This is a genomic window from Streptomyces sp. NBC_01707, assembly GCF_041438805.1.
In the GTDB taxonomy this organism is placed as follows: Bacteria; Actinomycetota; Actinomycetes; order Streptomycetales; family Streptomycetaceae; genus Streptomyces.
Genome location: NZ_CP109190.1, coordinates 9,506,480 through 9,531,010 on the forward strand (window position 1 = coordinate 9,506,480; position 24,531 = coordinate 9,531,010).

General features: G+C 68.1%; 19 protein-coding genes and 9 pseudogenes. 13 read left to right on the plus strand and 15 right to left on the minus strand.

The genetic code is table 11. The features are described from left to right. Nucleotides 1–864: 864 nt before the first annotated feature. Nucleotides 865–1,761, plus strand: a pseudogene (locus OG963_RS42485) (sigma-70 family RNA polymerase sigma factor); the annotation flags it as partial. A gap of 245 nt (nt 1,762–2,006) precedes the next feature. Here OG963_RS42485 and OG963_RS42490 read toward each other — a convergent pair. Both OG963_RS42490 and OG963_RS42495 read right to left on the minus strand, forming a co-directional pair. Beyond that, complete coding sequence (locus OG963_RS42490; protein WP_371800209.1) at nt 2,007–2,285, minus strand: hypothetical protein; 279 nt, start codon at nt 2,283–2,285, stop codon at nt 2,007–2,009. Between the two features lie 520 nt (nt 2,286–2,805). Next, a pseudogene (locus OG963_RS42495) lies at nt 2,806–3,201 on the minus strand (IS30 family transposase); the annotation flags it as partial. A 212-nt stretch (nt 3,202–3,413) separates the two neighbouring features. On the opposite strand from OG963_RS42495, the pseudogene OG963_RS42500 reads away from it, so the two are divergent. Next, a pseudogene (locus tag OG963_RS42500) lies at nt 3,414–3,653 on the plus strand (hypothetical protein); the annotation flags it as partial. A 447-nt stretch (nt 3,654–4,100) separates the two neighbouring features. Here OG963_RS42500 and OG963_RS42505 read toward each other — a convergent pair. The 3 genes and pseudogenes from OG963_RS42505 to OG963_RS42515 all read right to left on the minus strand — a co-directional run. Then, a pseudogene (locus OG963_RS42505) lies at nt 4,101–4,437 on the minus strand (ABC transporter ATP-binding protein); the annotation flags it as partial. A 120-nt stretch (nt 4,438–4,557) separates the two neighbouring features. Then, nucleotides 4,558–5,094 (minus strand): DoxX family protein, encoded by a 537-nt coding sequence (locus OG963_RS42510; RefSeq protein WP_371800210.1) that lies wholly within the window; start codon nt 5,092–5,094, stop codon nt 4,558–4,560. Between the two features lie 127 nt (nt 5,095–5,221). After that, on the minus strand, nt 5,222–6,670 hold the full coding sequence (locus tag OG963_RS42515) for an amidohydrolase family protein (protein ID WP_371800211.1): 1,449 nt from the start codon (nt 6,668–6,670) through the stop codon (nt 5,222–5,224). Between the two features lie 529 nt (nt 6,671–7,199). On the opposite strand from OG963_RS42515, the gene OG963_RS42520 reads away from it, so the two are divergent. The 4 genes from OG963_RS42520 (at nt 7,200) to OG963_RS42535 (ending at nt 11,290) form a co-directional block, all read left to right on the plus strand. Next, the gene (locus OG963_RS42520; RefSeq protein ID WP_371800212.1) at nt 7,200–8,021 is read left to right on the plus strand and encodes an IclR family transcriptional regulator C-terminal domain-containing protein; all 822 of its coding nucleotides are present in this window, start codon (nt 7,200–7,202) and stop codon (nt 8,019–8,021) included. A 75-nt stretch (nt 8,022–8,096) separates the two neighbouring features. Next, on the plus strand, nt 8,097–9,287 hold the full coding sequence (locus OG963_RS42525; protein ID WP_319741201.1) for a CaiB/BaiF CoA-transferase family protein: 1,191 nt from the start codon (nt 8,097–8,099) through the stop codon (nt 9,285–9,287). Continuing rightward, nucleotides 9,280–10,119 (plus strand): citryl-CoA lyase, encoded by an 840-nt coding sequence (locus tag OG963_RS42530; protein ID WP_319741200.1) that lies wholly within the window; start codon nt 9,280–9,282, stop codon nt 10,117–10,119. The genes OG963_RS42525 and OG963_RS42530 overlap by 8 nt, the downstream gene beginning before the upstream one ends. Before the next feature lie 313 nt (nt 10,120–10,432). Beyond that, nucleotides 10,433–11,290, plus strand: a complete 858-nt coding sequence (locus OG963_RS42535; RefSeq protein WP_319741199.1) for a dioxygenase — start codon at nt 10,433–10,435, stop codon at nt 11,288–11,290. Nucleotides 11,291–11,400: 110 nt separating this feature from the next. Here the strand turns inward: OG963_RS42535 and OG963_RS42540 are convergent, their stop codons facing one another. From OG963_RS42540 to OG963_RS42550, 3 genes are read right to left on the minus strand one after another with little or no spacing between them, the layout of a single operon-like run. Then, on the minus strand, nt 11,401–11,556 hold the full coding sequence (locus OG963_RS42540) for a hypothetical protein (protein ID WP_319741198.1): 156 nt from the start codon (nt 11,554–11,556) through the stop codon (nt 11,401–11,403). 15 nt (nt 11,557–11,571) lie between these two features. Next, entirely contained in the window at nt 11,572–12,285 is a 714-nt protein-coding gene (locus OG963_RS42545) for an alpha/beta fold hydrolase (protein WP_371800213.1), read from the minus strand. Nucleotides 12,286–12,318: 33 nt separating this feature from the next. Further along, nucleotides 12,319–12,582 (minus strand): hypothetical protein, encoded by a 264-nt coding sequence (locus tag OG963_RS42550; protein WP_371800214.1) that lies wholly within the window; start codon nt 12,580–12,582, stop codon nt 12,319–12,321. Between the two features lie 51 nt (nt 12,583–12,633). Between OG963_RS42550 and OG963_RS42555 the strand changes: the two are divergent. Both OG963_RS42555 and OG963_RS42560 read left to right on the plus strand, forming a co-directional pair. Continuing rightward, nucleotides 12,634–12,960, plus strand: a pseudogene (locus tag OG963_RS42555) (NADPH-dependent F420 reductase); the annotation flags it as partial. A 65-nt stretch (nt 12,961–13,025) separates the two neighbouring features. Next, nucleotides 13,026–14,132: pseudogene (locus OG963_RS42560) on the plus strand (alkene reductase). Between the two features lie 630 nt (nt 14,133–14,762). Here OG963_RS42560 and OG963_RS42565 read toward each other — a convergent pair. The 4 genes and pseudogenes from OG963_RS42565 to OG963_RS42580 all read right to left on the minus strand — a co-directional run bounded on the left by OG963_RS42565 (nt 14,763) and on the right by OG963_RS42580 (nt 17,226). Next, nucleotides 14,763–15,647 carry a hypothetical protein gene (locus OG963_RS42565; protein ID WP_371800215.1) on the minus strand — a complete coding sequence of 295 codons (885 nt, stop codon included), beginning with the start codon at nt 15,645–15,647 and terminating at the stop codon, nt 14,763–14,765. A gap of 93 nt (nt 15,648–15,740) precedes the next feature. Beyond that, entirely contained in the window at nt 15,741–16,304 is a 564-nt protein-coding gene (locus OG963_RS42570; RefSeq protein ID WP_371800216.1) for an SMI1/KNR4 family protein, read from the minus strand. Next, nucleotides 16,286–16,444, minus strand: a pseudogene (locus OG963_RS42575) (zinc ribbon domain-containing protein); the annotation flags it as partial. The gene OG963_RS42570 and the pseudogene OG963_RS42575, both read right to left, overlap by 19 nt. After that, complete coding sequence (locus OG963_RS42580; RefSeq protein WP_371800217.1) at nt 16,426–17,226, minus strand: TetR/AcrR family transcriptional regulator; 801 nt, start codon at nt 17,224–17,226, stop codon at nt 16,426–16,428. The pseudogene OG963_RS42575 and the gene OG963_RS42580, both read right to left, overlap by 19 nt. A gap of 177 nt (nt 17,227–17,403) precedes the next feature. Between OG963_RS42580 and OG963_RS42585 the strand changes: the two genes are divergently transcribed. The 3 genes from OG963_RS42585 (at nt 17,404) to OG963_RS42595 (ending at nt 19,835) form a co-directional block, all read left to right on the plus strand. After that, nucleotides 17,404–18,009 carry an ester cyclase gene (locus OG963_RS42585; protein ID WP_371800218.1) on the plus strand — a complete coding sequence of 202 codons (606 nt, stop codon included), beginning with the start codon at nt 17,404–17,406 and terminating at the stop codon, nt 18,007–18,009. Between the two features lie 161 nt (nt 18,010–18,170). Beyond that, nucleotides 18,171–18,935: an SDR family NAD(P)-dependent oxidoreductase gene (locus OG963_RS42590; protein WP_319741194.1), complete on the plus strand. Its 765-nt coding sequence runs from the start codon at nt 18,171–18,173 to the stop codon at nt 18,933–18,935. Nucleotides 18,936–19,463: 528 nt separating this feature from the next. Further along, entirely contained in the window at nt 19,464–19,835 is a 372-nt protein-coding gene (locus OG963_RS42595) for a DoxX family protein (RefSeq protein ID WP_319741193.1), read from the plus strand. Between the two features lie 1,222 nt (nt 19,836–21,057). On the opposite strand, the pseudogene OG963_RS42600 reads toward OG963_RS42595, so the two are convergent. The 3 genes and pseudogenes from OG963_RS42600 to OG963_RS42610 form a co-directional block, all read right to left on the minus strand. Beyond that, nucleotides 21,058–21,230 (minus strand): annotated as a pseudogene (locus tag OG963_RS42600) (IS5/IS1182 family transposase); the annotation flags it as partial. 7 nt (nt 21,231–21,237) lie between these two features. Next, nucleotides 21,238–21,924, minus strand: coding sequence for an HAD-IA family hydrolase (locus tag OG963_RS42605; RefSeq protein ID WP_319741192.1), 687 nt, complete (start codon nt 21,922–21,924; stop codon nt 21,238–21,240). Between the two features lie 61 nt (nt 21,925–21,985). After that, nucleotides 21,986–22,285: pseudogene (locus OG963_RS42610) on the minus strand (transposase); the annotation flags it as partial. 26 nt (nt 22,286–22,311) lie between these two features. On the opposite strand from OG963_RS42610, the gene OG963_RS42615 reads away from it, so the two are divergent. Both OG963_RS42615 and OG963_RS42620 read left to right on the plus strand, forming a co-directional pair. Beyond that, nucleotides 22,312–23,178: an LLM class flavin-dependent oxidoreductase gene (locus OG963_RS42615; RefSeq protein ID WP_371800219.1), complete on the plus strand. Its 867-nt coding sequence runs from the start codon at nt 22,312–22,314 to the stop codon at nt 23,176–23,178. Further along, nucleotides 23,175–24,485 carry an FAD-binding oxidoreductase gene (locus tag OG963_RS42620; RefSeq protein ID WP_371800220.1) on the plus strand — a complete coding sequence of 437 codons (1,311 nt, stop codon included), beginning with the start codon at nt 23,175–23,177 and terminating at the stop codon, nt 24,483–24,485. Before OG963_RS42615 ends, OG963_RS42620 begins: the two co-directional genes overlap by 4 nt. Nucleotides 24,486–24,531: the final 46 nt, after the last annotated feature.

Genomic DNA, 24,531 nt, shown 5'->3' on the forward strand with positions numbered 1-24,531 from the left:
CCCGCCATGGATTACGGGACAGCCCTCAGGGAGAGGCATCCGTTTCTGCGCAGCTGCTCTATCTCAGCGACCTGGCCGGCAAGGCCGGACTGAGTCCCCCCACGACCTGGCTCGTGGCCCGTCTTTCGGGCCACGGCCTTGTCGCGACGTCTACCTCGACGCGGGCGACAGCTCCCGGAAGGCCGAGCGGTGGCCGCTCCGTTCCCTACGATCATCCGGCTCTGTGCCGTTCCCCCTTCCGGTGGACTGGAGGCCGCGGTCTGCTTGCACCGTGTCACCCGTATCCGTGTTGCGGTGACACGCATTGTTGTGATGCGTCCGCTCTCCGGGGGTGAGTGGCTGTCGGTGGCGGGAAGGCGTTGCCGCGGGGCTCATTCGGCCCGTGTTGGGACGCGGAGTGACCCCACCACTGATCAACATTGTGTCAATGCTTTAATGGCATTGTTGGGAGCGATTCCATGGTCTTGGGCTGGTGACTATGCGCGGCCTGCTACTCATATGAACCTTGTACTCAGAGATGTGATTTGATCCGTTGGTCGGGCCGTAAGCACACGAAAGCACTGTGTTGTGCCTGCTACCTGCCACCTTGACGACGACCGGCAGCACCCCGCTGCCCCGGTCCTGTCACAGGAACGGGTCAATCCCGTTCGTGGGGCGGACTCGATCCGGGCAGCCCCATGACCATCAGTGATCACAGCTCCTGCCGCTCCGAAACAAGCCAAGCAGCGCCTAACACCCTGCGGTACCGCGGTCGCCAGGAGCGCGACCTGGGACACCAGTTGCCGGAGCGGTCCGCGACCACGCGGTCGCTGCGTGGTCACACTCCTGAACAGCCACAACCGGAGGAACGGATACCGCACGATCATGCATTTCGAGCCATCCCCCACAACGAATTCCCTTGAAGAGGCTGTTGCTGTCTTTGTGCAGCACCGGACACGTCTCCTCGGAATCGCCTACCGCGTGCTCGGCAGCGCGGTCGAGGCTGAAGACGTCGTCCAGGAAGCGTGGCTGCGCTGGCAGAGGACCGACCGCTCCGTGGTGGTCAGTCCGGTGGCCTTCCTCGCGAGTACGACGACCCGCTTGGCCATCAACGTTGCGCAGTCTGCGCGGGTGCGTCGGGAAACCTATATAGGACCATGGCTGCCTGAGCCCATCGACACAAGCTCCGACCCCGAGGTGGGCGCGCAGCGTGCAGAAGCTCTGGAGCTGGCTCTGCTGCTGGTGTTGGAGAAGTTGAGTCCCACTGAACGTGCCGCATACGTACTGCGCGAGGCGTTCGATTACACCTATCCCGAGATCGCTGAAATCCTTCAACTCACCCTCGTCAACGTGCGGAAGATCGTGAGCCGCGCTCGCAAGCATCTGTCGGCCGAGCAGCGGGAGAGCGTGGACGCGGAAGAACACCGACACCTGCTGAACACCTTCGTCTCAGCAGCTCAAACGGGGGACGTGGCCTCGTTGGAAGCCCTCCTCACCCCCGATGTAGTCAGTCTGTCCGACGGCAACGGTATCCGGGGGGTCGCTCGTATACCCGTGTTGGGCCGTGCATGCGTGGCCAACCTGGCGACCGCCTATCCGCGCTTCTGGCGGGGCGCGGACGCCAGGCCTGTCGACGCCAACGGACGTGCAGGCGTGATGATCTACCGCGATGGCGAGCCCACCACGTTCCTGACGATCGCCGCCTCGAAGGAAGGCATCCACAAGGTGATGTGGGTATTCAACGCAAGCAAGATCGCCGCGTTCCTGGATTCGCGCTTCCGCTTCGCAGTGGCTCTCGGCTCTGCGCCGGGGGTCTGTGTCCCCGCCAGGGTGACGAGGGGGCCCGGCGGAGAACAACGAAGGCTCCCGACCCGACTGAGCCTGATGCCGGATCACACGGGAGGACACGTGATCGATGAGTCCACACGCGCCCTTCTGCGGCGTGGAGTGCCGGTAGGAACAGCTGCCGAGGGGCCACGACCGACCTGACGCTTGTTCCGCTTTGACGGACACGCTTGGTGTGGTGGTCAGGCTGCGAGTGCGGTCTCGTAGCCGGCGGGCCTGCGGTAGCCGAGGCTGCTGTGCAGTCGCTGCAAATGGATGCGGGGGGCTCCGTAGGTGCCGCGCGAGTGCTGGTGGACCGCGGCGAAATGGCCGGTCAGTTCGGCATCACGGACCGCCCGTGGACCGGGTTTTCCGGTTCGGCGGGCGTGGAAGGCGGTTCGGGAGACCTTCAGCAGTTCACACGCGCACTTGGCGTTGTGGCCGCTCTGCTTCTCCGCCTCGATGAACGGGTGCACCGTCACCGGGTCTCCTTGATGCTCCTATGTCAAGCAGCCAACTCGACTGGCTCTGTGGCACCCTCACCTGCTCCACGAACCTGCGTGACGACGACCGCGCAGCCGAGACAGCTTGTATCGGGCCTGCGCCCGCGCAACGAAACCTTCGCCAACCATGGCCTTTCCGGGGCTCTGGCCGATGGACGACTGAGGGGATTTCCAACAGCTGCGCGAACAAGGCTTTGAAACCTGGTGAAGCGGGGAGTCGATTCGTCGGAGCGGTGAAACCGGGATACCCCACGCGGCCGATGTCGGTGTTGGAGCGGCCGCACCTCAGGCTGCGTGCCGGCCACCCCGGTGCGCGGCGCGGGAGCCGACCGGTGTCAGGACGGCCAGGCAGCACCACGCCAGGCAGCGACAAGGGTTTGGTGATCAGGAGCGCCGCGATGACTCCGGTGCTCAGCACGGGCACGGCCGTGCAGGTGGCGGCGAGTACTGCGAGGCCCGCAGCCAGGTGGACGATGTCGGCCGTGATGGAGGGAGGCGTGCCAGTGCAAGATCCACACACCGCGCGATCCGCGGCCGCCGCCGGCCGTTCGCAGTTCATCACCTCGGGTGTGACGTGACCACCGGGACGTTGCCGCGTTCGAGCACGTGGGACGCGCAGCGCAGGCCCGGTTCGGAGGCAGGCGACCAGCTCACGCTTGAGCACGTCGCGCCCCTGGACGTAAAGCGCCTGGTGGATCGCCTCGTGCGAGATGCGCATGGACTCATCATCGGAAGTCCGGGGGCAACCGGTTCGTGATCTGCCGTGGGCTCCACGACGACGCCTACTGCCGGTTCTGTCGACGGGGCTTGTTGCGGCCCTTCCGCTCCGGCGTTACCGGCCCGGCATCGGCTTCTCGTCCGGAGCCTGGATCACCCCGGCGCGCCTGTCCGGCACGCCCCTCGGCCCGGAGGCGTCCTCCAGCCGCCCAGCCGCCTGCGGCGGTCGGACTCCCCGCGCGAACATCTCGGTGGCCTCGCACCGATATGAAGCTCAGCCAAATCCTCGGCTCAGGACGGCTGCTGTCACAAACACCTCAGCTGTCGGGTCTAGTGAACGTGACGGACCAGCCTCCGCACACCGCGCTCAACACACCCAGAGGAGCTCACATGAGCGAGATAGCAGGGATCCGCATCGCACACGAGGCCTATGCCTTTGCCTGTATGCGCTGCGGATACGGCTGGGAGCAGGCCTACGAGATTGAGCACCACACGGACGCCGCAGGACACGACTTCATCATCTACAAGGCCGACGGGGTGCACGTTCCGTCGCCGCTGTCCCGGCTGACGTGCCGGAACTGCGGCGAGCACAAGGTGCGCATCATGCGGGCGGGCCAGGTTTCGTCGGTGAGCACGAACCGTTCCGAGAAAGGATCTCAATGACCAACTCTCAAAGAGCGTTTTGTCCTGGCAAGGGCGTTTGGTAACTCGCGGGAGGTCAGAGGGCCGGTGGCCGCGGACACAGGCGTGTGAGGATCCGTTCGTGGACTGTGTGTGGACCGCGACGTGGCGATGGCCGGTGCCGCGGACTGCGTGGGAAGAGGAGATCTGGTCCTGTTCCTGTTCCTGGTGCCGTGCCGCCGCGCATGTGGGTGGCGAGTGGTTCGAGCTCGCGCGGCCGCCGAACCCGAGGGAGAGGCACTGGGAGGGGGCCGTCGCAGACGGCCTTTCTGACGACGTTTCCCGTGCCTTCGGCATCTTTCGCAGGACTCTATGCGGGATCCAGGAAGCCGGCATGCCGCCGTCTGGCTATGGGTGGCTGCCCAGAACCGGAGAGCGCCTGCGGCGCCTGCCGGGTCAGCGGGTTTTGATGTCGCTCGTCAGCCGGTCGGGCCCGGGGGCGAGTCGAACCTCGCGGCCCTGCCACCGTCGGCGCAGCCAGCGGTCGTGGCTGACGATCACGATGGCACCTGGTCCGGTGCCGAGTGCCTCCTCCAGTTCGTCACACAAGCGGGGGGGGAGAGAGGTGGTTCGTGGGCTCGTCGAGCAGCAGCAGCAGCAGGTGGGGCGGGCGGGCCACCAACAGGGGCAGCGCCAGCCGACGGCGCTGCCCCACCGACCGTTCCCCGACCGGTCTGTCCAGGTCGGCCCCGTGCATCAGGCCGAGTGAGCCGAGCGGCACCTTCGCCGCCCGAATGAGCTGCGTGGGGAGGATGAGCGTGGTGTGGGCGGCGACGTCGCCGGAGTCGGGACTGTTCCATCCGGTTGAGAGACGTTCAGAGGTGAAGGATCTGTCAGACCACTTCGACAGCGATCAGGCCACTGTGCCGCCGTCCCTCTGCGCTGTGGTCCTCCGCCCCTCGCGCAGCACTCGAGCGCGGGAAGCGAGGGGAATGGCCGAGGCCAGCAGCCCGAGGGCAAGCGCGGTCGACCCCCAGGCATGGCCGGACAGCCGGTTCAGACCGAGAGCGGCGTCGAGCGACCAGGGGCCCGGTCCGGTGAATCCGAGCACCGTGGCTACGGCGCCGTACCAGAACGGAAGCTCGCAGCCACCTCGCTGTGCCCAGAAGCCGTTGCCCGCTGTCGCGACGGTGGCCACCGTCATCGTGCCGACGACGACCGCGCAGCCGCCGGGCGTCAGCAGCCCGGCGGCGATCAGAAGCGCGCCCGCGAGCTCCGCCAGGCCGGCTGCCAGCGCCATCCGCGGGCCGGGGCGGAACCCCCACTGCTCGAAGACGGCGCCGGTGCCGGAAAGACCCGCTCCTCCGAACCAGCCGAGCAGCTTCTGTGTCGCGTGGCCGAACAGCAGAGCGGCGAGCAACACCCGCAGCAGCAGAAGTCCCACGCTCATCGGAGTGACCTTCCATGTCGACAACAGCCCGAGCTGTACGGGGATGTGCGGTCTTCCCACTTCACGGCGTCCTCGGAGTCCCTGCCGCCGAAGTACGCCTGGACGTCACCCGTTCCTGGGCTCGGTCTCACCCGCTGTGTGTCGCGGTGCTGCGGTAGTCGGTATAGGTGTAAGGGTTGTCGAGGATCTTCGACGCGGGGACGTCCGGATTCATGCCCTTGCGCCACTCCTCCTCGCCCATGGTCGACCGCAGGTGTTCGACGGTCTGCTCGACCTCGCGCCGTACCGCGGCCAGGTCGACGCCGAGCAGGCGATGCTCGTGCTTGACCACCCGTCCGTTGACCACCACGGTGTGCACGTCGCCGCGCTGTGCCTGGAACGCCACGTGGCCGTACGGGTTGAGCACCGGGAACGAGACCGGCGAGTGGTCATTCTTGAGCAGGACGAGGTCGGCCTTCTTGCCCGCCTCGATGCTGCCCAGGTCGTGCTCGCGGCCGAGTGCCTTGGCGCCACCGAGCGTGGCCCATTCCACCACCTGATCGGCGCGCAGGGCGCAGTGCGTGACGGTCTCGCCCTTGGTGTGGGCCTCCAGATGCTCGCGCGCCCGGTCGGCACCCAGCGTGGTGCGCATGGCGGAGAACAGGTCCCCGCTCCACCAGACGTTGGTGTCCATCGAGAGTGAGACGGGGATGTCGTGGGACCGGAGCGCCCAGGTCGTCGGGTAGCCCTGCCCGGCGCTCTGCTCGCTCTCCGTGGACACCGAGATCGAACCACCTGTCGCCGCGATGCGGTGGTAGGAGTCGGCGGACAGCGTGGAGGCGTGCACGTAGACCGTCTCCGGTGTCATGAAACCGTGCTCGTGCATCAGCCGGATGCCGTCGTCGTTGGTGGCGCCCCAGACCCCGGCGTGCGTGGTGACGGCGACGCCCAGTTCGCGCGCCACCTCGAAGGCGGGCTTTTCGGGGAACGCCGGGTCGCCCGTGACGTCGAAGGCGATCTGGAAGCCGAGCATGTCGTCGCCGGTGATGCGGCGCCGCACGAAATCGCGGAACTCCGGTGCCGCGGTCCACTCCGACGGAGCCTGTTGGATATTGCCGTAGGCGAGGACGAACCGTCCGGGCACAGACTGCAGCGCGTCGACCGCGGCGTCCGCGTGATCGACGGTCTGGAGCCCGTGCGACCAGTCGACGACGGTGGTCACCCCGGCGTCGAGTGCCTCCACGGCGGCCAGGAGGTTCCCGGCGTGCACGTCCGCCGGCCGGAAAGCCCTGCCATGCTCGAGGTAGTACCAGACGAAGTACTGGGTGAGTGTCCAGTCGGCGCCGTAGCCGCGCATCGCCGTCTGCCACATGTGGCGGTGCGTGTCGATCATGCCAGGCATCACGATGCCCTCGGAGGCGTCGATCGCGACCGTCCCGTCCGGAACCGCGAGCTGCGGACCGACTGCGGCGATCCGGTCGTCGACCACGAGGACATCCGTGTCGGTGAGCACCCGACGCACACGGTCCATGGGCAGCACCGTGCCGTTGCGGAAGACGATGGACCGTCCCGGCGGGAATTCGGTGGATCGACTCATCACTGATCTCCTTCGTGCTGTCGGTTCGGGGCGGCGAGAGGCCGGCGGAGCCGGATCACGGGGTGGAGCGTGATCCCTTGCTGTTCGCCGCGTCGGCCCGGATGAGGTGCCTGCTGCGGAGCCGGTAGGAATCGCCGTTCTGCGCCATGCCTAAGGGACGACGCCGTCAGCCGATCCGGCACTCGGGAACCGGCGTGTGCGGATTCCCGATGTGCTGGAGGGGCCGGGCGACGATTACGTTGCAGGAGTCCATCCACATTTTCGGACCGACGTCCGTATGACGGTCAATCGCTGCCGAGTGATGATGAATTAGCCAAATCAGGATGTCAATACCCTGATCTCGATCCGGGCATGGCGAGATCTGGTTCGAGATGTCCGCACCACGGTCGGGGTAGGCCGCCGATCGGCGGGCTCCTGCGTGCCAGGACGCAATCTGCTGCGTAAAGTGCCACCCTCAGGCTGTCCGCAGAACGGACGATCGTTGCCACTTCCTGGTCATCACGACCACAGCACACCAAGAGGAGACCCCATGCCCCGCGAAGGAACAGGGCCCGATTTCATCGAGGCGCTGGCCCGAGGACTGGAGGTGATCACCGCGTTCCAGCCCCGGCAGCCGGTGATGTCGCTGACCGACATGTCGAACGCGACGGGGCTGGCCAGGCCGACCGCCCGCCGGATCCTGCTCACCCTGGCCGAGCTGGGATACGTACGGCAGCAGGCCGGTGGGTTTGCGCTCACCCCCCGGGTGCTCGACCTCGGCGTCGCCTACGTCCGCTCGATGGGGCTGTGGGACGTGGCGCGGCCGCACCTGGAGTGGCTGGTCGAGCGTACGAATGAGTCCTGTTCGATCGCGCAGCTCGACGGCTCGGACATCGTTTACGTTTCCCGGGTGTCCGTGCCGAAGATCGTCGCGCTCGCTGTGCAGATCGGGACCAGATTCCCGGCGCTCCAGACGTCTTTGGGCAAGGTCCTGCTGGCTGCGCTGCCGTCGGACGAGGTGGCCCGGATCCTGGCCGAGCCGAGCCGCTCGGGCCTGGCCCCGGTGTGGCAGCCGGACCGTGCGGAATGGGAGGCGGGGCTGCGGGAGGTCCGCGCGCGGGGCTGGGCGATGACCGACGAGCAGCTCGCGAGGGGTATCCGATCGGTGGCCGCGCCACTGCGCGACGGATCCGGGCGCGTCATCGCGAGTGTCAATGTGAACGCGCATGCTGCCGAGACCTCGGTGGAGGTCCTGCTCAACGACTATCTGCCGCTTCTCCTGCAGGCCGCGGGCGAAATCAGCGTGGACTTCGCACGGCTCGAGTCCGCGCCGCACGTGATCCGGCCGACGGGCGCGGTCCGGAAACCTTGACGTCCACGCTGTCCGCGACTCAGAATCACATCAGCGGACACTTGTCCGTTGATCGGACAGAAAGAGGCAAGGTCGATGTCAGAGAGCGTCACTTCCGCTCGCTCGGGTGTCGCGGGGCCACTGTCCGGAGTGCTGGTGGCGGATTTCTCGCGGATCCTTGCCGGGCCGTACGCCACCATGCTGCTGGCGGACCTGGGGGCCGACGTCGTCAAGGTCGAGGGGCGCCACGGTGACGACACCCGGACCTGGATGCCTCCTGTACGGGGTGAGGTCTCGACCTACTACCTCGGGATCAACCGTGGGAAGCGCTCGATCGCACTGGACCTCCGTGACGAGGCCGACGCCGCCATCGCGCGTGAACTGGCGCGCCGCGCGGACGTGGTGATCGAGAACTTCAAACCCGGCGGGCTGGCGAAGTACGGGCTGGACTTCGAGGCGGTCCACCGCGACAACCCTGGCGTGATCTACACGTCGATCACGGGGTTCGGCTCAGGTTCGGGTCGCCACGTGCCCGGTTACGACCTCATGGTGCAGGCCATCTCGGGCTTGATGAGCCTGACGGGCGATCCGGACGGGCCGCCCTTCCGGGCCGGGATCTCCGTGTTCGACGTGATGGCCGGCAACCACGCCACGATCGGCATCCTGGCAGCGCTGCGCCACCGCGACGCGACCGGCGACGGCCAGCTCGTCGAGGTGAACCTGCTGTCCTCGGCGCTCACCGGACTGGTAAACCACAGCTCGGCCTTCGTCGCAGGCGGAACCGTGCCGTACCGGATGGGCAACGCCCACCCCAGCGTGTTCCCGTACGAACCACTGCCCACCGCGGACAACGACCTCATCGTGACCGCCGCCAACGACGGGCAGTTCCGCAAGCTGTGCGAGGTACTCGGCATCCCCGAGGTCGCCGACGACTCGCGCTTCGCCCGCAATGCGGACCGCACGGCCAACCGCGAGCAGCTCCGGCCGCTCCTGGTCGAACAGCTGGCCGCACGCGGTGCCAACGAATGGTTCGAGCTGCTGGTCGACGCCGGCGTGCCGAGCGGGCCGATCAACACCATCGACGGTGGGTTCGCCATGGCCGAGCGGTTCGAGCTGGAACCGATCGTCACCGTCGGAGAGGGGGAGCGCGCGGTACCCACGACACGTCACCCGATCCGCTTCTCCGCCACGCCGGCCACCTATCGGCTGCCGCCGCCGGAGCTCGACGAACACGGCGACGCGCTCCGCAAGTGGTTGTCCGAGCCCGAGGAGGCAAACCGTGACTGAGCCGCACACCCGCCCCGTGTATCGCACTGCCCTGGGCGCGTCCGACCTGAAGACCATCACCCTGCTCGGTCATGACCTGGCCGAGGACATCATGGGTTCGGTGGGCTTCGGTGAACTGGCGTTCTGGCTGGCCACGCAGCGGCGGCCGAGCCCCGGAGAGACACGGGTCTTCGAGGCGGTGCTCGCCGCGCTGGCCGACCACGGGTTCACCCCCACTGCCATCGTCACCCGGCTGACGTACCTGTCCGCGCCGGACTCCATCCAGGGCGCCCTCGCCGCCGGCCTGCTCGGCGGCGGCTCGCGATTCCTCGGCGTCACCGAGGACACCGGCCGATTCCTGCACGACGTGCTGGAGTCGCTCCGCGGCGCTGTGCCGTCCGACGAAGCGGGCTGGGACGAGGTGGCATTGCGCACGGTGCAGGAGCAGCGCGCAGCCGCGAAATTCGTGCCCGGGCTGGGACACCACGTCCACAAGGCGGGCGATCCCCGGACGCCGAGACTGATGCAGATCGCGACGGAGGAGGGTCTGTTCGGTCCGCACCTGTCGCTGTTCGCCGCCATCGGCCGGGTCCATCCGGACGTGCTGGGCAAGACGCTGCCGCTCAACGGGGCGGGCGTCTGCGGCGCCGCGCTCGCCGATCTCGGCCTGCCACTGCCGCTGCTTCGCGGGTTCGCGCTGCTGGCCCGCGCCGCCGGACTGATCGGGCAGCTCGCCGAGGAACTTCGCCACCCGGTCGCGCGTGACGTCTTCCTCTCGGTCGACCTCAACAACACCTCCGTTGCGCCGGACCCCTTCACCCTCGATCCGTTGGGAGAAGGCCGCACCGGCTGACGCCGCCTCCATCCGGCAGCAGGCCGAGAGCGTGCCCCCGCACCGCGCACGACACGGCATCGACGTCCGGCCGTCGGAGGGTCAGGCCGAGGAAGAGGCGGTGCTCGGCCGTGAGGCCGACCCCGGCCCGCCTCAGCCGCGCGGGCCCGTTGCCCGGCGCTCGCTGATCAGCGTTGCGACCACGGGTCGGACCCGATCGACGACGAGGGCGCGCGCATGGAGCTCGGCCGCCGGGTACGCCCACCAGCCGCCCGGCGGCAACCGGCAGCACAACGGTCGTCACCACATCCGCAAGGCATACCGAGGAGCAACCATGTTTGTCGACGAGGACAACATCACCGACCTTGCCGTTCAGCGCTGGGCCACCGCCCACTCGCCGCGTCTGGCGGAGTTGATGACCGCGTTGGTCCGGCACCTGCACGCGTTTGCCCGGGACGTGCAGCTGACCGAAGACGAATGGATGGCCGCGATCGAATGGCTGACCGCGGCCGGCCGGATAAGCAGTGAGAAGCGTCAGGAACTCATTCTTACCTCCGACGTGCTCGGACTGAGCATGCTCGTGGTGCAGCTGAACAACAGGTACTCGCCGCAGGCGACCCCCGCCACCGTGCTGGGGCCGTTCCACATCGACGGGTCGCCCGCAGCGTCGTACGGCTTCGACATGTCGGACGGCATTCCGGGAACACCGCTGTTCTTCACCGGCAAGGTCACCGACATTGAGGGCGAACCCGTTGCTCACGCCGTACTCGACGCATGGCAGGCCGATGCCGACGGCACCTACGAGTCCCAGATGCCCGACATCGACGAAGCCCGCCTGCGGGCGAAGTACCGGACCCGGGAGGACGGCACCTACTGCATCCGCACCATCGCGCCACGCGGGTACGCCATCCCGATGGACGGCCCAGTGGGTGACCTGATGCGCAGGACCGACATCAGCTACTTCCGTCCCGCTCACGTCCATTTCCTCATCGAGGAGCCGGGGTACCAGCGGCTGATCACCCACCTGTTCCAGGAGGGCAGCGAGTATCTCGACAGCGACGTGGTCTTCGGTACGAAGGACGCGCTGGTCGTGCGGTTCACCGAGCGACCGGCAGGAGTCGCACCCGACGGAAGCACTCTCGAAGAGCCCTACCTACACGCCGAGTACGACTTCGTCCTGCAACCCGACTGACGCGGCACCGGCCGCGCATGCGGTGAACGTTCAACGACTGCGGGGGGTGGATCCGTCGAAGTCGCGAATGCTGCGCCGAAGCCCGCTGCGGGCGCAGCATTCGCGGACAGTCAGAGCCGGAAGGCCTCGGTGGCGTACTCCCAGAGCCGGTCCGCCGACTCCGGATCGAGCGCGTGGGTCGCGAAGCCTCCGGACGGCGCCTCGTCGCCCTGGACGGCCCGTGCCTCCTGGTTGTCCTCGAAGTAGCGGCCGGTCACACCGTCCACCAACGGCGGGTGCTCTCACTCCACGGCAGCATTGAGGAGAATCTGCGCCAGCGCGCGCGGCTGGGAGAACATCGGCCAATGGCCGGTGTCCATCTTGACCAGCCGCCAGCGCTTGCTGTTCAGCAGCTCGGTCACATCTTCGTCGGGCTCGGCGTCGTCAGGCTCGGTCCCCGGCATCACGCACAGGATGTATGTCGCCGGAAGTTCACCGAGCGGCCCCGCCAGCACAGCGGGCTCGGTCAGCGTGGCACCTGGGTGAGGCGTCGAGCCACGCACGAGGCGTGCGATCTGCTCATGGGTGAGACCTTCGCCGTCGTAATGAGCGGCTGGTGCGAGCGGCCAAAACCCTCCGTTCTCGGCGATCGATGCCTCCACTGCCGCCCCGCCGTCCGGCCAGGCGGAGACAAACGACTCGCCGTCAGTTGGAACACTTGAGTCGACGAATACCACGCGGGCCAGTCGGTCACCGATCCGCTCCGCGGCCTGACCCACCGGGATGCCCGAGTAGCTGTGACCCACCAGGACTACGTCACGCAGACCCTGGCGTTCTACCTCGGCAACGATGTCCTGGACGTGCGTCGCTTGCCCCGCCGGTACACCCTGCTTGTCAGCAAGACCGGACAGCGTCAACGGATAGACGCCGTGGCCAGCCGCGCGCAGATGCGGCACCACCTCGCCCCACGCCCACGCCCCGAGCCGTGCACCTGCAACCAGCACGAAATTCACCATGCCCGCACCGTAGCCGGGCAGCCTGACGATCTCCTAGAAAATACTTTCGATACACGCCATAGGGGCTGGCGGAATCGGGTGGCCGGTGTGCAGGATCTCGTCGGAGAGTTCGGGCTGGACGTGGCATACGGCGCGGGCGAGCATCAGCGCGCCGACCATTTCGCTGAGCAGGCGGATGGCCTTGTGGCGGGCCTCGGCCGGGTCGAACTCGTGGCCCTTCTCCTCGGCTTCGCGCAGGAACTCGGCGGCGAAGCCGGTGAGGTAACCCTCGACGCCTTCGGCGTACGCGCTCTGCATGGCTTCGCTGTGCCGTCCGGCGTCGGCGACCAGGGAGGCGGAGGGACAGCCTTCGCCTCCCCGCCCCCGCACACGAAGATCGCCGACCTGGGCGAGCTGACCGGGAGCGAACACGTCGCCTCACTGCTGCCCGGAGCTCGCGTCGTCAAGGCGTTCAACACCCTCTACGGCCAGTACATCGCAGCCGACCCGCGCCACCAGGCCGGACGCCAGGTGCTGTTCCTCGCCGGTGACGACGCCGACGCCAAGACCACCGTCAAGGGCCTCACCGCCGCCTTCGGCTTCGCCCCCGTCGACCTCGGCTCCTTGCGCGAGGGCGGACGCCTCATGCAGCTCGGCGGCCCACTCTCCGGCCTCCACGCCCTCGAACAGGACTGAGCCGGGCCCTCGCCCATTCCTCGCTCTCCTCCTCATCCACCCCCCTCAGCACAAGGAAGTTGCTCATGACCACCACCCAGCCCCTGCTGCAGCCCGTCCGTCTCGGCGCGCTGGAGCTCCCCAACAGCGTCGTCATGGCTCCCATGACCCGCGCCCGCGCCCAGAACGCCGAGCTGGCCCCCACCGACCTGCACGCGACCTACTACGCACAGCGCGCCGGCGCCGGCCTGATCGTCACCGAGGGAACCTGGGTCAACGCCGACGCGATCGGTTTCATCCACGCGCCCGGCATCTACAGCGACACGCAGACCGCCGGCTGGGTGAAGGTCACCGAAGCCGTCCACGAGGCCGGCGGGCGGATCGTCTCCCAGTTCGGCCATCTCGGCGCGGCCTAGCACCCCGACCACCTCGGCGGCCGCCTGCCCGCCGGACCCTCGGCCATCAACCCCGGCGAGAAGTCCTTCACCCCCTCCGGCCCGAAGGACACCGTCACCCCGCGCGCCTACGCCGCCGCTGAGATCGCGGCCACCATCGCCGACTACCGTCAGGCGGCCGAGAACGCCCGCCGCGCCGGCTTCGACGGCGTGGAAATCCACGCCCATCAGTCCCACTTGATCCCGCAGTTCCTCAACCCACGTCTCAACCAGCGCACCGACGCCTACGGAGGCAGCAGCGAGAAGCGGGCCCAGTTCCTCCTCGACATCCTTGACGTCGTCGGTGACGTGTGGGGCAGCGACCGCATCAGCGTGAAGATGTCCCCGGGCTGGGCCAACGGAACCACGTTCACCGCGGACGAGGAGACACTCGCCGACTACGACCAGCTGCTCAAGAAGCTCAACGACAGCAACCTGGCCTACCTGCACCTCCTGGGCACCCCCGGCACCATCGAGGAGCGCATCGCCCTCTTCTCCCGGTACCGCGCCCACTACCAGGGCAACATCGTCGCCAACCTCGGCTTCACCCAGGCCCTCGGCAACGAGATCCTCGACCACGGGATCGTCAACGCGGTCTCCTTCGGCGCCCCCTTCATCGCCAACCCCGACCTGGTCGAGCGCTTCGCGCAGGGCCACCCGCTGGCCGACGGCGACCGGGACACCTACTACGCCGGTCACACCGAGGGCTACACCGACTACCCGCCTTCACCGGCAACTGAGCAAGGAAGGTCTCCGTGAGCAGCAACATCCGAGCAATGATCGCAAACGTGGAAGTAGAGAACCTCGAAGACGCGGTCCCTCTCCACCAGGACCTGCCCGGGGCCGCGGAAGTCCGCCGATTCCCCTACCGCGAACGGAGTTGGCACTGGTAGGCCCCTTCCTGCTCCACTCCGGCCCGCTGGAGAAGTACGTCTCGCAGAACGCGACCGTCATCGTCGAATCCCTGACCCCCGTTCTCGACACCCTCGCCAGCCGGCGCCGAGATCCTCGAAGCACCCAACGAAGTACCCAACGGCACCAGGACCGTCGCCCGCCACCCGGACGGCTCTGTCTTCGAGTACATGCAGCCCCGCGCTTGAGCCCCGAGCGCCGCAGCACCACTCCACTGCTCGTGAGGCCAGCATCGGGCCGACATCACGAGCACTGTCAACACCCGCGGATGGGACGAACTCGTTGCTCCGGCTGGTGCTCCCCAAGCCGCCGCGAAGCGCCATCGCTCCAGGCGCTGGCGACGCCGTCGCGGCTGTACATCCTCGCTCGCCTTCGCCAGCTGTAGACCACGTCTTCGGATTCTCGAGTAGCTCAGCGCGACCGTGGACAGGAGGGGAGGAGCTGGACCTTGGGCCAGTGGCACAGGCAAACGGCAGTTCAACACGCAGAACTTGACAGGGAACAGGAGCGGTCGGTGTAGAGCTTGGTGGTGAGTTGGTGTCCGCAGCCGCCCAGCCACCCCCCGGACGAGTAGCTCTGGCCGGAATGGCGCTCCCGGAAGCTGTCGAGTTCTGTCGCTTCCCTCGGCAGAACGACGGGGTCCTCAGACTCGGCGTGGCCAATCACGGCTGTCTGCACGCGGCGTCTGTCCGGGGCCATGCAAACCGGATCGTCGGAGAACGCGGTGTTCACTGCCTCGCAGACGGTCTCCTCGTCGTTCGCTACGAGCGCCTGCCACCAGTGTTCCGCCTCGGCGCACAGCGATGCGTGCGCGGCATGCAGACGTGCCTGTTCGGCGGACAGGAAGGAGGGCGCCTCCAGAGCCGCACGGGACTTGGCCGCGCTGCGTTCGGCGCGGGCGAAACGGCCCACTTGCTGCAGATGGAACGCCTGAGCCTCAGCTTGCGCCCAGGGCAGGCCCAGCGGGGGAGGCCCAAGCACGACGGGCTGGCGCGCCATCGGGAAGGACTGCAGATGCACGCTGGTCATCTGCCGGCGAAGCTCCGTCAACTGGGCAATAGCTGCATCCCGCTGAGCATCCTGCTGTGCCCGGTCCGCCTGCCGACGTTCCCGGTCGAGCTGCGCCGCCGAAGGCGCCACGGCCCTGGGGCGCGAGGCCGTGCGGCGGGTACTCGTACCGCGTCGGCTGCCTGCGCCGCGCAGCGAGCTGGAGGCGTAGAAGGGGCCGAGGCCGGACGAGACGCGGGTACCGCCGCAGCCGACGCTGATGCGTGCCGCGCGGGGACCGACCGACGTACGTACACCTGGTGTCGAGACCCGCACACTCATTCCCGGCACACCGACCCGGAAGCCGAACCCCATGGCAACTCCTTCTTTCCTCAAGGAGTCTGCCACCGAACCCGCCCGCACCGACTGGGGGACGCCGCAGGGCCAGCCTCGACGACTCGCGGAGAGTTACGCAGCGTCATGCCAGGGCTCGTTCGCGGCCCAGTGCCGGACCCAGCCGGCAAAGCCAGGTTCAGCGGTGGTGTACCCGAACTGCTCGCCGAAGGGGGCAGCGCCGACGTCAGTGATCAGCCAGATGTGTCCTCGGTGAGGTCCGGTCACGATGAGATGCCAGTTCATCGCGCATCCGTCGGTGCCGAGCACGATCGAGCCGTGGTTGTAGACCTGCTCAAGGATCTCGTCGGCATCCTCGAACTGGTCCGAGTCTTCCTCCCACATCCATGATGCCGCCAGCGGGAACGGGTTGCTCAGGTCGCGTTCCTGCTCGTCATCGGCCCAGTCGTTGGGCAAATCGGCAACCGGCAGCAGTCCGTATTCGGGCGGCCCGGAGTACGAACCGTCCGTTATCTCAGCGACGAAGGTCCGATACGGCTCGGGCAGCACGACTTTGTGTTCTGCCTCGAAGGCATGGACTGCCTCCCAGCCAAGAGCCGACTCCTCTCCGCCATCGACGTCGAACGCCACCCGGAGCGCCGCCAGTTCGGCAGGGTCATCTTGGCGGTGTGCCCGCATTCGGGACACCGCCGGGAGGTGTTGCAGGGGTCCACGGCCATCACTTCCCGTCCGGCACTCTCAGCCTTGTCGTTCAGGATCGCGAGGAACACCCCCCACCCGGCATCAGCGATAGAACGGTTCAGCCCGGCCTTGTCAGCAGGCCGTGAAGAACAAGACCGGAGAGCGCGTCGGCCATGCTGCTTCTGTCCTGCTCCGCCGTCGGTGAGGCGGCGGGGTTCAGCCGGTCGGCGATCGGGTCCTGTGCCAGGGCCAGCGCGGGACCGGTGACGGCGAAGTACAGGATGTGCGCCGGTACACGTGGAATGCGTCCGGCCGCCATGAGGCTGTTGACAGTCGGCTCGATGCTGTCCCAGAACGGCTTGACGAACCGTTGGTGGAGATAGTCCAAGCGGCTGGAGTCGCGAGTTGACTCATCCGACATCAACCGATTCAATCCCGAGGCGTTCGCGGCCAGACGATAGAGCTGAACGACTACCTTCCTCAGCCGTTCGTCATCGTCGTGGCACTCCGCCAGCAACTGGTTGAGCGCGGGCTGGGCGTCCCGCAGCGCGAAGTCCACCGCAGCGCGCCAGAAGTTCTCCTTCGACCCGTAGCGATCGTTGATGAAGTTGTGACTGGCGTCGAGCCGCCGCGCCAGCTCCCTCACCGTCGTTGCGGCATAACCGAGTTCGGCGAAGGTGTCGAGACCCCGCCGAAGAATCTCGCTCTCGTCCAGTTGCACGGGGGCGTACTTCCCGCGCGCCGGCGAGGTTCCCGCCTCTGCCTGTGTTCCGTCGGTCACTCCGGCGTCGCTCCGTTCGGCCTCAGTCGCCCTGGTCTTGATCGTTTGCGCTCTCTGTCGAGCTCGCCGCCTCTGCCGTACCGGCGCATGGACTGGTGAGCCGATCCGGGCACCCAGGGTCTTCGCTCGCCGCCACACGGCCTGCCGCTCGGCGACGTGTCACGAACCCGAAGTCTGTCATGCCGGACACGACTGCAGGTGGCTGCGCGGAACCGATCATGAAGCGCTTGACGCCTGTCAGGCTCGGATGCATGCTTGACGAGTCAAGGAAATTCCGGTCGGAAGTCACCGACCGCGTTCGACAGGAGTTGCCCCATGATCTCCAAGAAGGCCCGCGAGGCCGCGGCCGTCCTCACCCCGGGCTCCGCGCCTGTACGGCGCAAGAGGGTGAACGGCGCCATGACCGGCCTTGCCGTCGCCGCCACCCTGGCCGCTGCGGCCGTCCCGGCCGCGGCGCAGGGTCAGGGATCGCACGGTGCGGCGTCCGGACACTCGTCCTCGCAGCACCACTACCTGTCGCCGTTGCAGGTCACCTCGGCGTACTACAACAGCTACAACGGGGACCTGGCCGCTGCCTTCGATCGGTACATCTCGAAGGACCTGGTGCTCCACGGGTTCAACGGCCCGGAGAGCCGCGAGGACTGGATCAAGGGAGACCTCGAGATCAAGGCTGGGCTCAACGGATTCAAGATGACTGTGCTGGACCAGATCGTCGAAGGCGACAAGGTCGTCACGCGTTGGAGCTTCGGAGGCGTTCACACAGGGACGATCTTCGGGATCCCCGCGTCAGGCCGGGAGGTCCACCTCAGCGGAATCTCCATCGACCGCGTGGTGCAGGGACAGTCCGTCGAGCACTGGTCGGAAGGGAACTTCGGTGTGTTCCTGGATGAGCTCCGTGGCGAGACCCCCAGCCTCGAGTAGCGCTGCCCGGCGACTCACTCGGGGCCTTGGCGGGAGGCTCTGGTCTAGGCCTCGGTGGTCGACTGGTCCTCCGGGCACACCGCGCACAGGGTGCGCCCGGAGAACCGCCCGCGGATTGCAATGACAGAGCCACCGGAGAATTCACTGATAGGAGAATTTCCATGGGAACGCTCGAACAGAAAGTAGTGCTGATCACTGGCACCGGAGGAGGTATGGGCCGTGTCGCCTCGCTGATTTTTGCGAGAGAAGGCGCAAAGGTCGTCGGGTGCGACATCCAGGTCGATGCCAACGAGGAGACTGTCGAACTCGTCCGTCGCGCAGGTGGTGAGATGACGGGCATCGCGCCGATCGACCTCACCGACCCGCAACAGGCGCAGCGGCTCGTCGAAGGCGCCGTGGCGGCCTATGGCGGGCTCGATGTGGTCTACAATAACGCGGCCTCGCTGCGCTTCGGCTCGATGCCCGATTTCCCTGTCGACGACTGGCGGGCGACCGTGGCCGGCGAACTGGACATACCCTTCTTCGTGTCGAAGTTCGCATGGCCGCACCTGGCCCGGCGCGGTGGCGGCGTCATCATCAACGTCGCGTCCATGGCCGGCATGATCGCAGGCGAGAACCCCCCGATGGTCGGGCACACTGCGGCCAACGCCGGCGTCATCGGCATGACGCGACAGCTCGCGCTGGAAGGCGCGCCCCATGGGATCCGTGCGGTGGCGATCAGCCCCGGGCCCGTCCTGACCCCGGCCAGCGACCGCGACCTCGGCGACAACCAGGCGGCCCGGGAGGCGATCACCCGCAAGACGCTCCTCAAGCGCTTCGCCCAGCCCGAGGAGATCGTCGAACTGGCGGCCTTCCTCGCTTCTGACCGGGCGGCATACATCACTGGCGCCAACTATGCGGTCGACGGCGGCGCGAGCGCCTGGTAGCGCCACCCGCAGCTCGCACATTCAGGGCCGAAGCGGTCAACCGGGCCGCCTGGGGTCGGGCTGGGCGCCCGTTCCGGCGGCGGCCCGCGCGCCCCGATGTTCCGACCACAAGGCCCCTGCGGTAGCAGATGAGGCTCCCAGCGCCGCCGGTGAACGGCAGGCAGTGGCTGGCTTCGCGCTTATTCCGCGTCGGTTCGCAGGCGGCCCGCACGGGGCGTCAGGGGAGAATCTGAAGCGGGCGATGCCCAGAACGCTGCACCGCCGGTTCACGCTGAGGCGGTGCTGGTGATCAGCGACGAACTGGGAGCGATTTATCAGCGCGTCTCCCGACGAAGTGCTTCGCCGCCCTCCGCAGGACCTTGGGTTCCTCCTCGAGCTCGCGGACCTTCTTCCGCGGGGCCGCGAGCAGGAATAGCTCGACTGCTTGGTCGACGACGCATCCGATGTCTTTCCAATTACTCCCCTTGACAGGTCAAGCATTATCAGGACCACGCCATCCCGACGTGGCCGCAAGAAAGGAACCACCCCATGTACGTCACCGCTGCCATCCTCAGCGTGCTCCTGGCCCTCGTGACTCTGGCTGCGGGTGCGCCCAAGACGGTCCTCAAAGGCGACGTCTCCGCCGGGTTGCAGTCGCACATGGGGCTGAGCGCCGGCCTCGTCCGCTTCATTGGATTCGCTGAGATCTCCGCCACGGTAGGTCTGGTCGTGGGACTCTTCTGGCAGCCCCTGGGCATCGCGGCCGCCATCGGCATGGCCCTCATGATGACCGGTGCAGTGGGATACCACATTCAGGTGGGCGACTACGCCAACCCCGAGACACGGGGGAATGCCCTGGCCGCCGTCGTTCTTATCCCATTCTTTGCGGCCACCGCCGTGGCGCTCGTACTCGCCATCTGACTCCACCCCGGGGCCGACAGCGGCCGTGCCCAGCAGCGGCCGGTATGGCCCACACCCAGCGGACGCCCTGCACCCGAACGGCACATCAGCGTTCGCTGCTGTTCCGCTTGGCGCTGGAGAAGGGGCCAGCTGGCAAATGCTGGCACGCGGTTGGGGACGGGGGCATCCCGTTCCGCGAGATCGCCGAGGCCATTGGCGACAGGATCGTGAGACGACGCCCCTTGTCCCCGACTGAGACGGTGTAAGGACGCCCAGGCCACTGATTCGGAATAGGACATTCCGAATTGGAACCTACAGTTCTGTACACACAGAGGCTCTGTACGAGAACACCGTCGCCGCGTTCGCGCTCCACAACGAGGTCGAGGCCCTGGGTTTGGCCTCTGAGCCGCGCTCGGTCACGCCGGGACGCCGACCGGGCATGGAGATGTACCGCACGAGCTGATCGGTTGGACCCGCGGCGCGGCGGGCGGATCGCCGCCTGCCTCACGGAGCTGGAGGCCGAGTACGTCACCGCCGTCGACGACCACGGCGAGCCGAAGTTCCTGCCCGTCGTCTCCGAGCGGGCCCGCACCATGCTGAACCGGATCGCCGCCCGCAAGACCTGCCCGCCCGAGCAGCGCGCCCGGCCGCCTGCCCAGCTGCGCGCCTGGTGGAAGGCGAGCGCCATCCTCAACTCTGGGGTGGACTCAACGTCATCGAGTCTCTGCTCGAGCGCGCCCGCGCTGCGGCCGCCGCGATCCGGGCCCGCGTCGCCGCGGTGGTCGGCGTCGCCCTGGCGGCCGTTGACGTCACGGCGCGCGTGTTCGTGATGAACGGCGGTGGCTGGTTCCACGGTCGGCACCTGCTTGCCGAAGTCCGCTGCCACCTCGGCCTCGTCCTGCACGGCCGCCCCCGCGAGCCGGGCCTGGACGAGCAAATCGTGGACGCCGTGCGCGCCGCGCACTGCACCGACATCACCGACGCGAGGACGTCGCGCGGAGGCCCGGAGTGCCGCCTCTACACCGCGCGCTGGGCCCTGCCCGGCGCCGCTTTCGCCCGGCGCCCGCCGACCGATGTTCCCGAGCCGGACCGCAATCCCCCGGGCGGCCCCGGCGACCCGGCCGCGCCCCGACTTCCGCTCGAAGCGGGGCAGTGGGACATACCCTGGGTGCCGCTGCGCTACGACCGCGGTGTCATCGCCGGCGCAGTGCTGACGGCGCAGCTGCGTACAGCCTGCCGCGCTGGCCGGGATCCGTACGACGTGGCGTTCCACCGGCAGGCTCCGCGGCCTGCCCCGGCGGGTGGCGTCGACCCCTCGCGACGCAGCGCCGTCACCAGTTTCATGAACTGGCGCGGGCTCAGCCCGGAGAACGGGACTGTCCAAGACGGCTCCGAGGCCGTGATCACACCAGCCACATCAAGATCATTCCACTGCGGCTGATCCCTCCAGCCCGTGAAGGCGGGGTCCGGACACGAAAGCAAGGACGTCGCGGACCGCTTCGCGCAGGCTGCCGAAGTGACGATGCACGCCGTCCACCGCCGCAGGGGCGTTGACTCCCCACACCGTCATCCCGGCACGCAGCCCGGACTCCACCCCGGAAGGGGCGTCCTCGATGACCAGACAGTCCTCCGGTTTGGCACCAAGTCGCGCGGCTGCCTGCAGATACGGCACAGGCGACGGCTTGCCTTCCTCTACGGCGGCCGCATCCACGAGGACCTCCGGGACCGGCAAGCCCGTCCGTGCGAAACGTCCACGCACCCGGTGCTCGTAGTTCGAAGTCACCAGCGCCCAGGACCCGGGATGCAGAGTACTCAGCAGCTCCGAGGCGCCGCCGAAGGCCGTATAGGCGCCGGAGCGGACGTCCTCGTCCTCCAGCTCGTGCAATGCGGCAAGGCACTCCCCGGGGTCCTGGTCCGGAGCAACCTGCGCGAAGGTCTCCATCGGCCTCGTCCGCAGCGCCACTCGATGGACCTCATCGGGGTCCAGTCCGTATCGCTCTGCCCACGTTCGCCAAACCAGGCGCTGATTGTCCACGGCGTCGATCAACGTGCCATCGACATCAAACAGGACATATCTCATCGCGCCGGACTGGCCGGGTTCACTGATCACGCTTCGATCATGCCATCACGCCCTGAGCAGGCAGTTTGCGGGACAAGTCTTACTGATCGTTTCAGAATGAGGTTTTGAGGCGTCGCAAGCAGATGATGATGCAGGCGAGTTGGAGCAGTCCGAGGTGGAGGTCGGCGCGTATCTCGTAGTGGATGCGGAGCCGTTTGAACTGATGCAACCAGGCGAAGGTGCGCTCGACGACCCACCGGGTCTTGCCCAGCCCTGAGCCGTGCGGGGTGCCACGGCGGGCGATCTTGGGTGCGATCCCGCGAGCCCGGATGAAGCGCCGGTACTTGTCGAAGTCGTAGCCGCGGTCGGCGAACAGCCGCCGGGGCCGGTGCCGTGGCCGGCCGCGCAGGCCACTACGGACGTCCACTCTCCTTCGGAGTGAGCCTCGACCCGTCCGCCGGGGCCTGGGCGCAGACCCGGCGCCTCGCGCGGATGGCGGAGGACTCGGGCCTGGACTACCTCGCCGTCCAGGACCACCCCTACCAGCCCGGCCACCTCGACGCCTGGACCCTGATCACGCATCTGTCCGCGGCCACCGGTCGCATCTCCTTCCTCACCGACGTCGCCGACCTGCAGTTGCGTCCGCCGGTGATGCTCGCCAAGGCCGCCGCGTCGCTGAGCGTGCTCACCGATGGACGGATCCAACTCGGTGTCGGCGGGGGCGGCATTCCCGATGCCATCGCCTCGATGGGCGGACCGGCGCGACGCGGACAGGACATGGTGGCATTCGCCGAGGAGTCCCTGGGGCTCCTGCGGACGGCCCTGTCCGGGGGCGTCGTACGACTGCACAGCCAGTACCACGCCGTCGGCGGTTACCGCGCCGGACCGGTGTCCCCGAAGCCCGTCGAGCTCTGGCTCGGCGCCCAGAAGCCGAGGATGCTCGCCGTTGCCGGCCGGTTGGCCGACGGCTGGATCTCTCCGCTGAACATCTACGTCCCGCCGCAGGAGGTGCCCTCGCGTCAGCGGATCATCGACGAGGCGGTCGCCGACGCAGGCCGCGACCCGAGGACGCTCCGGCGTGTCTACAACGTGATCGGCGTGATCGGCGACCATGGGGACGGACCCGGGCTCGTCGGCGATGTGCGGCGGTGGGCAGACAGCCTCGCCGAGTGGGCTGTGGAACTCGGCTTCGACACCTTCGTCTTCTGGCCCGCCACTGACCCCGAGCAGCAGCTCGCGCTCTTCGCCGCCGAGGTCGTGCCCGCGGTGCGCGAGCGCGTCGGCGCCCTCCGGAGCGGGCGATGAACGGCACCTTCTCCACCGTGCCGGCCGAGCTGGCCGGCAAGCTGGTCATGCCCGACGACCGCCGCTACCGGCTGCTCCGCTCCACCTACACCACTGTGGGCCACCCGGCCGCTGTCGTCCTGCCCGAGTCCGCGGGCGATGTCGCGGCGGCGCTGCGGCTCGCGCGGGAGACAGGGCTTCGGGTGGCCGTTCGCAGCGGCGGGCACGGCCTGTCCGGCAGCGGGACCAACAACGGCGGGCTCGTCATCGACCTGAGCGCGCTGCACCGAGTCGACGTCCTCGACCGCGGTTCTCGTCTGGTCCGTGTCGAGGCAGGCGCCCGCTGGGCCCAGGTCGCCCAGGCGCTCGCCCCGCACGGGCTCGCGATCAGTTCGGGCGACCACGGCAATGTCGGGGTCGGAGGCATCGCCACCGGGGGCGGCGTCGGATGGCTCGTACGGCAGTACGGGCTCACCGTCGACCACATCCGCGCCGTCGAGGTCGTCCTGCCCGACGGATCGGCCGTGCGCGCCGATGCCGAGGCCGAGCCCGACCTGCTGTGGGTGATGCGCGGGGCCGGCGCGGGTGCCGGGATTGCGGTGGCCTTCGAGATCGAGGCCATGGAGCTTCGTGACGTCGGTTATGCGCAGCTGGTCGCGGCGGTGGACCCGGCCGGGGAGACGCTGCGGCGCTGGGAGGCCGTCATGGCGCGGGCGCCGCGCGAGCTGTCGACGGCGGTGATGCTGTCCTCACAGGGCGCCGCCACCGCCGCGTTCATCACCGCTGTCGTGGCCTCGGACAGCCCGTCCGTCATCCGCGACGCCATCGAACCGCTGCTCGGCATCGGTGACGTAATGGCCCAGCAGGCCCATGTCGTCTCCTATACAGATCTGGTCCCACCGGTCCACCTGCACCCCAACACCGGGCAGATGCCCTCCAGCTCGACCAACGGGCTGCTCACCGACATGACTTCGGATGCCGCCCGCGTCCTGGTCGCGGCGTCGGCCGCCCCCGACCCGGTCCTGGTCCAGCTGCGTTCGCTCGGCGGCGCAGCCCACGACCCGGCCCCCTCTGCCATGGCGTTCACACACCGCCATCAGAACACCCTCGTCATCGCCTCGGCGTTCCCGCCGGACGACCGCGCCACGCTGGCCGCCGCCTGGGCGCCGCTCGCCCCACACACCGACGGCGCCTACGTGAACTTCGAGAGCAATCCCGACAAGACGACGTTCACACGTGCCTACCCCGGACCGACCGGTACCCGCGTCACCGACCTGTGGAAGCGCTACGACCCCGACGGCGTCCTGCGCCCCCGGCCGCCGGCCTGACCGCCGGCCCCATCGACTCACCGACCACGAGCCCCACGGCACCCGC

What these genes read in the sequence shown, in the direction of transcription:
- OG963_RS42545 (WP_371800213.1), bottom strand. Translation starts at nt 12,285, where the DNA reads ATGGTGAATTTCGTGCTGGTTGCAGGTGCACGGCTCGGGGCGTGGGCG.
- OG963_RS42510 (WP_371800210.1), bottom strand. Translation starts at nt 5,094, where the DNA reads ATGAGCGTGGGACTTCTGCTGCTGCGGGTGTTGCTCGCCGCTCTGCTG.
- OG963_RS42525 (WP_319741201.1), top strand. Translation starts at nt 8,097, where the DNA reads ATGTCAGAGAGCGTCACTTCCGCTCGCTCGGGTGTCGCGGGGCCACTG.
- OG963_RS42550 (WP_371800214.1), bottom strand. Translation starts at nt 12,582, where the DNA reads ATGCAGAGCGCGTACGCCGAAGGCGTCGAGGGTTACCTCACCGGCTTC.
- OG963_RS42590 (WP_319741194.1), top strand. Translation starts at nt 18,171, where the DNA reads ATGGGAACGCTCGAACAGAAAGTAGTGCTGATCACTGGCACCGGAGGA.
- OG963_RS42565 (WP_371800215.1), bottom strand. Translation starts at nt 15,647, where the DNA reads ATGGGGTTCGGCTTCCGGGTCGGTGTGCCGGGAATGAGTGTGCGGGTC.
- OG963_RS42595 (WP_319741193.1), top strand. Translation starts at nt 19,464, where the DNA reads ATGTACGTCACCGCTGCCATCCTCAGCGTGCTCCTGGCCCTCGTGACT.
- OG963_RS42585 (WP_371800218.1), top strand. Translation starts at nt 17,404, where the DNA reads ATGATCTCCAAGAAGGCCCGCGAGGCCGCGGCCGTCCTCACCCCGGGC.
- OG963_RS42620 (WP_371800220.1), top strand. Translation starts at nt 23,175, where the DNA reads ATGAACGGCACCTTCTCCACCGTGCCGGCCGAGCTGGCCGGCAAGCTG.
- OG963_RS42520 (WP_371800212.1), top strand. Translation starts at nt 7,200, where the DNA reads ATGCCCCGCGAAGGAACAGGGCCCGATTTCATCGAGGCGCTGGCCCGA.
- OG963_RS42535 (WP_319741199.1), top strand. Translation starts at nt 10,433, where the DNA reads ATGTTTGTCGACGAGGACAACATCACCGACCTTGCCGTTCAGCGCTGG.
- OG963_RS42570 (WP_371800216.1), bottom strand. Translation starts at nt 16,304, where the DNA reads ATGCGGGCACACCGCCAAGATGACCCTGCCGAACTGGCGGCGCTCCGG.
- OG963_RS42515 (WP_371800211.1), bottom strand. Translation starts at nt 6,670, where the DNA reads ATGAGTCGATCCACCGAATTCCCGCCGGGACGGTCCATCGTCTTCCGC.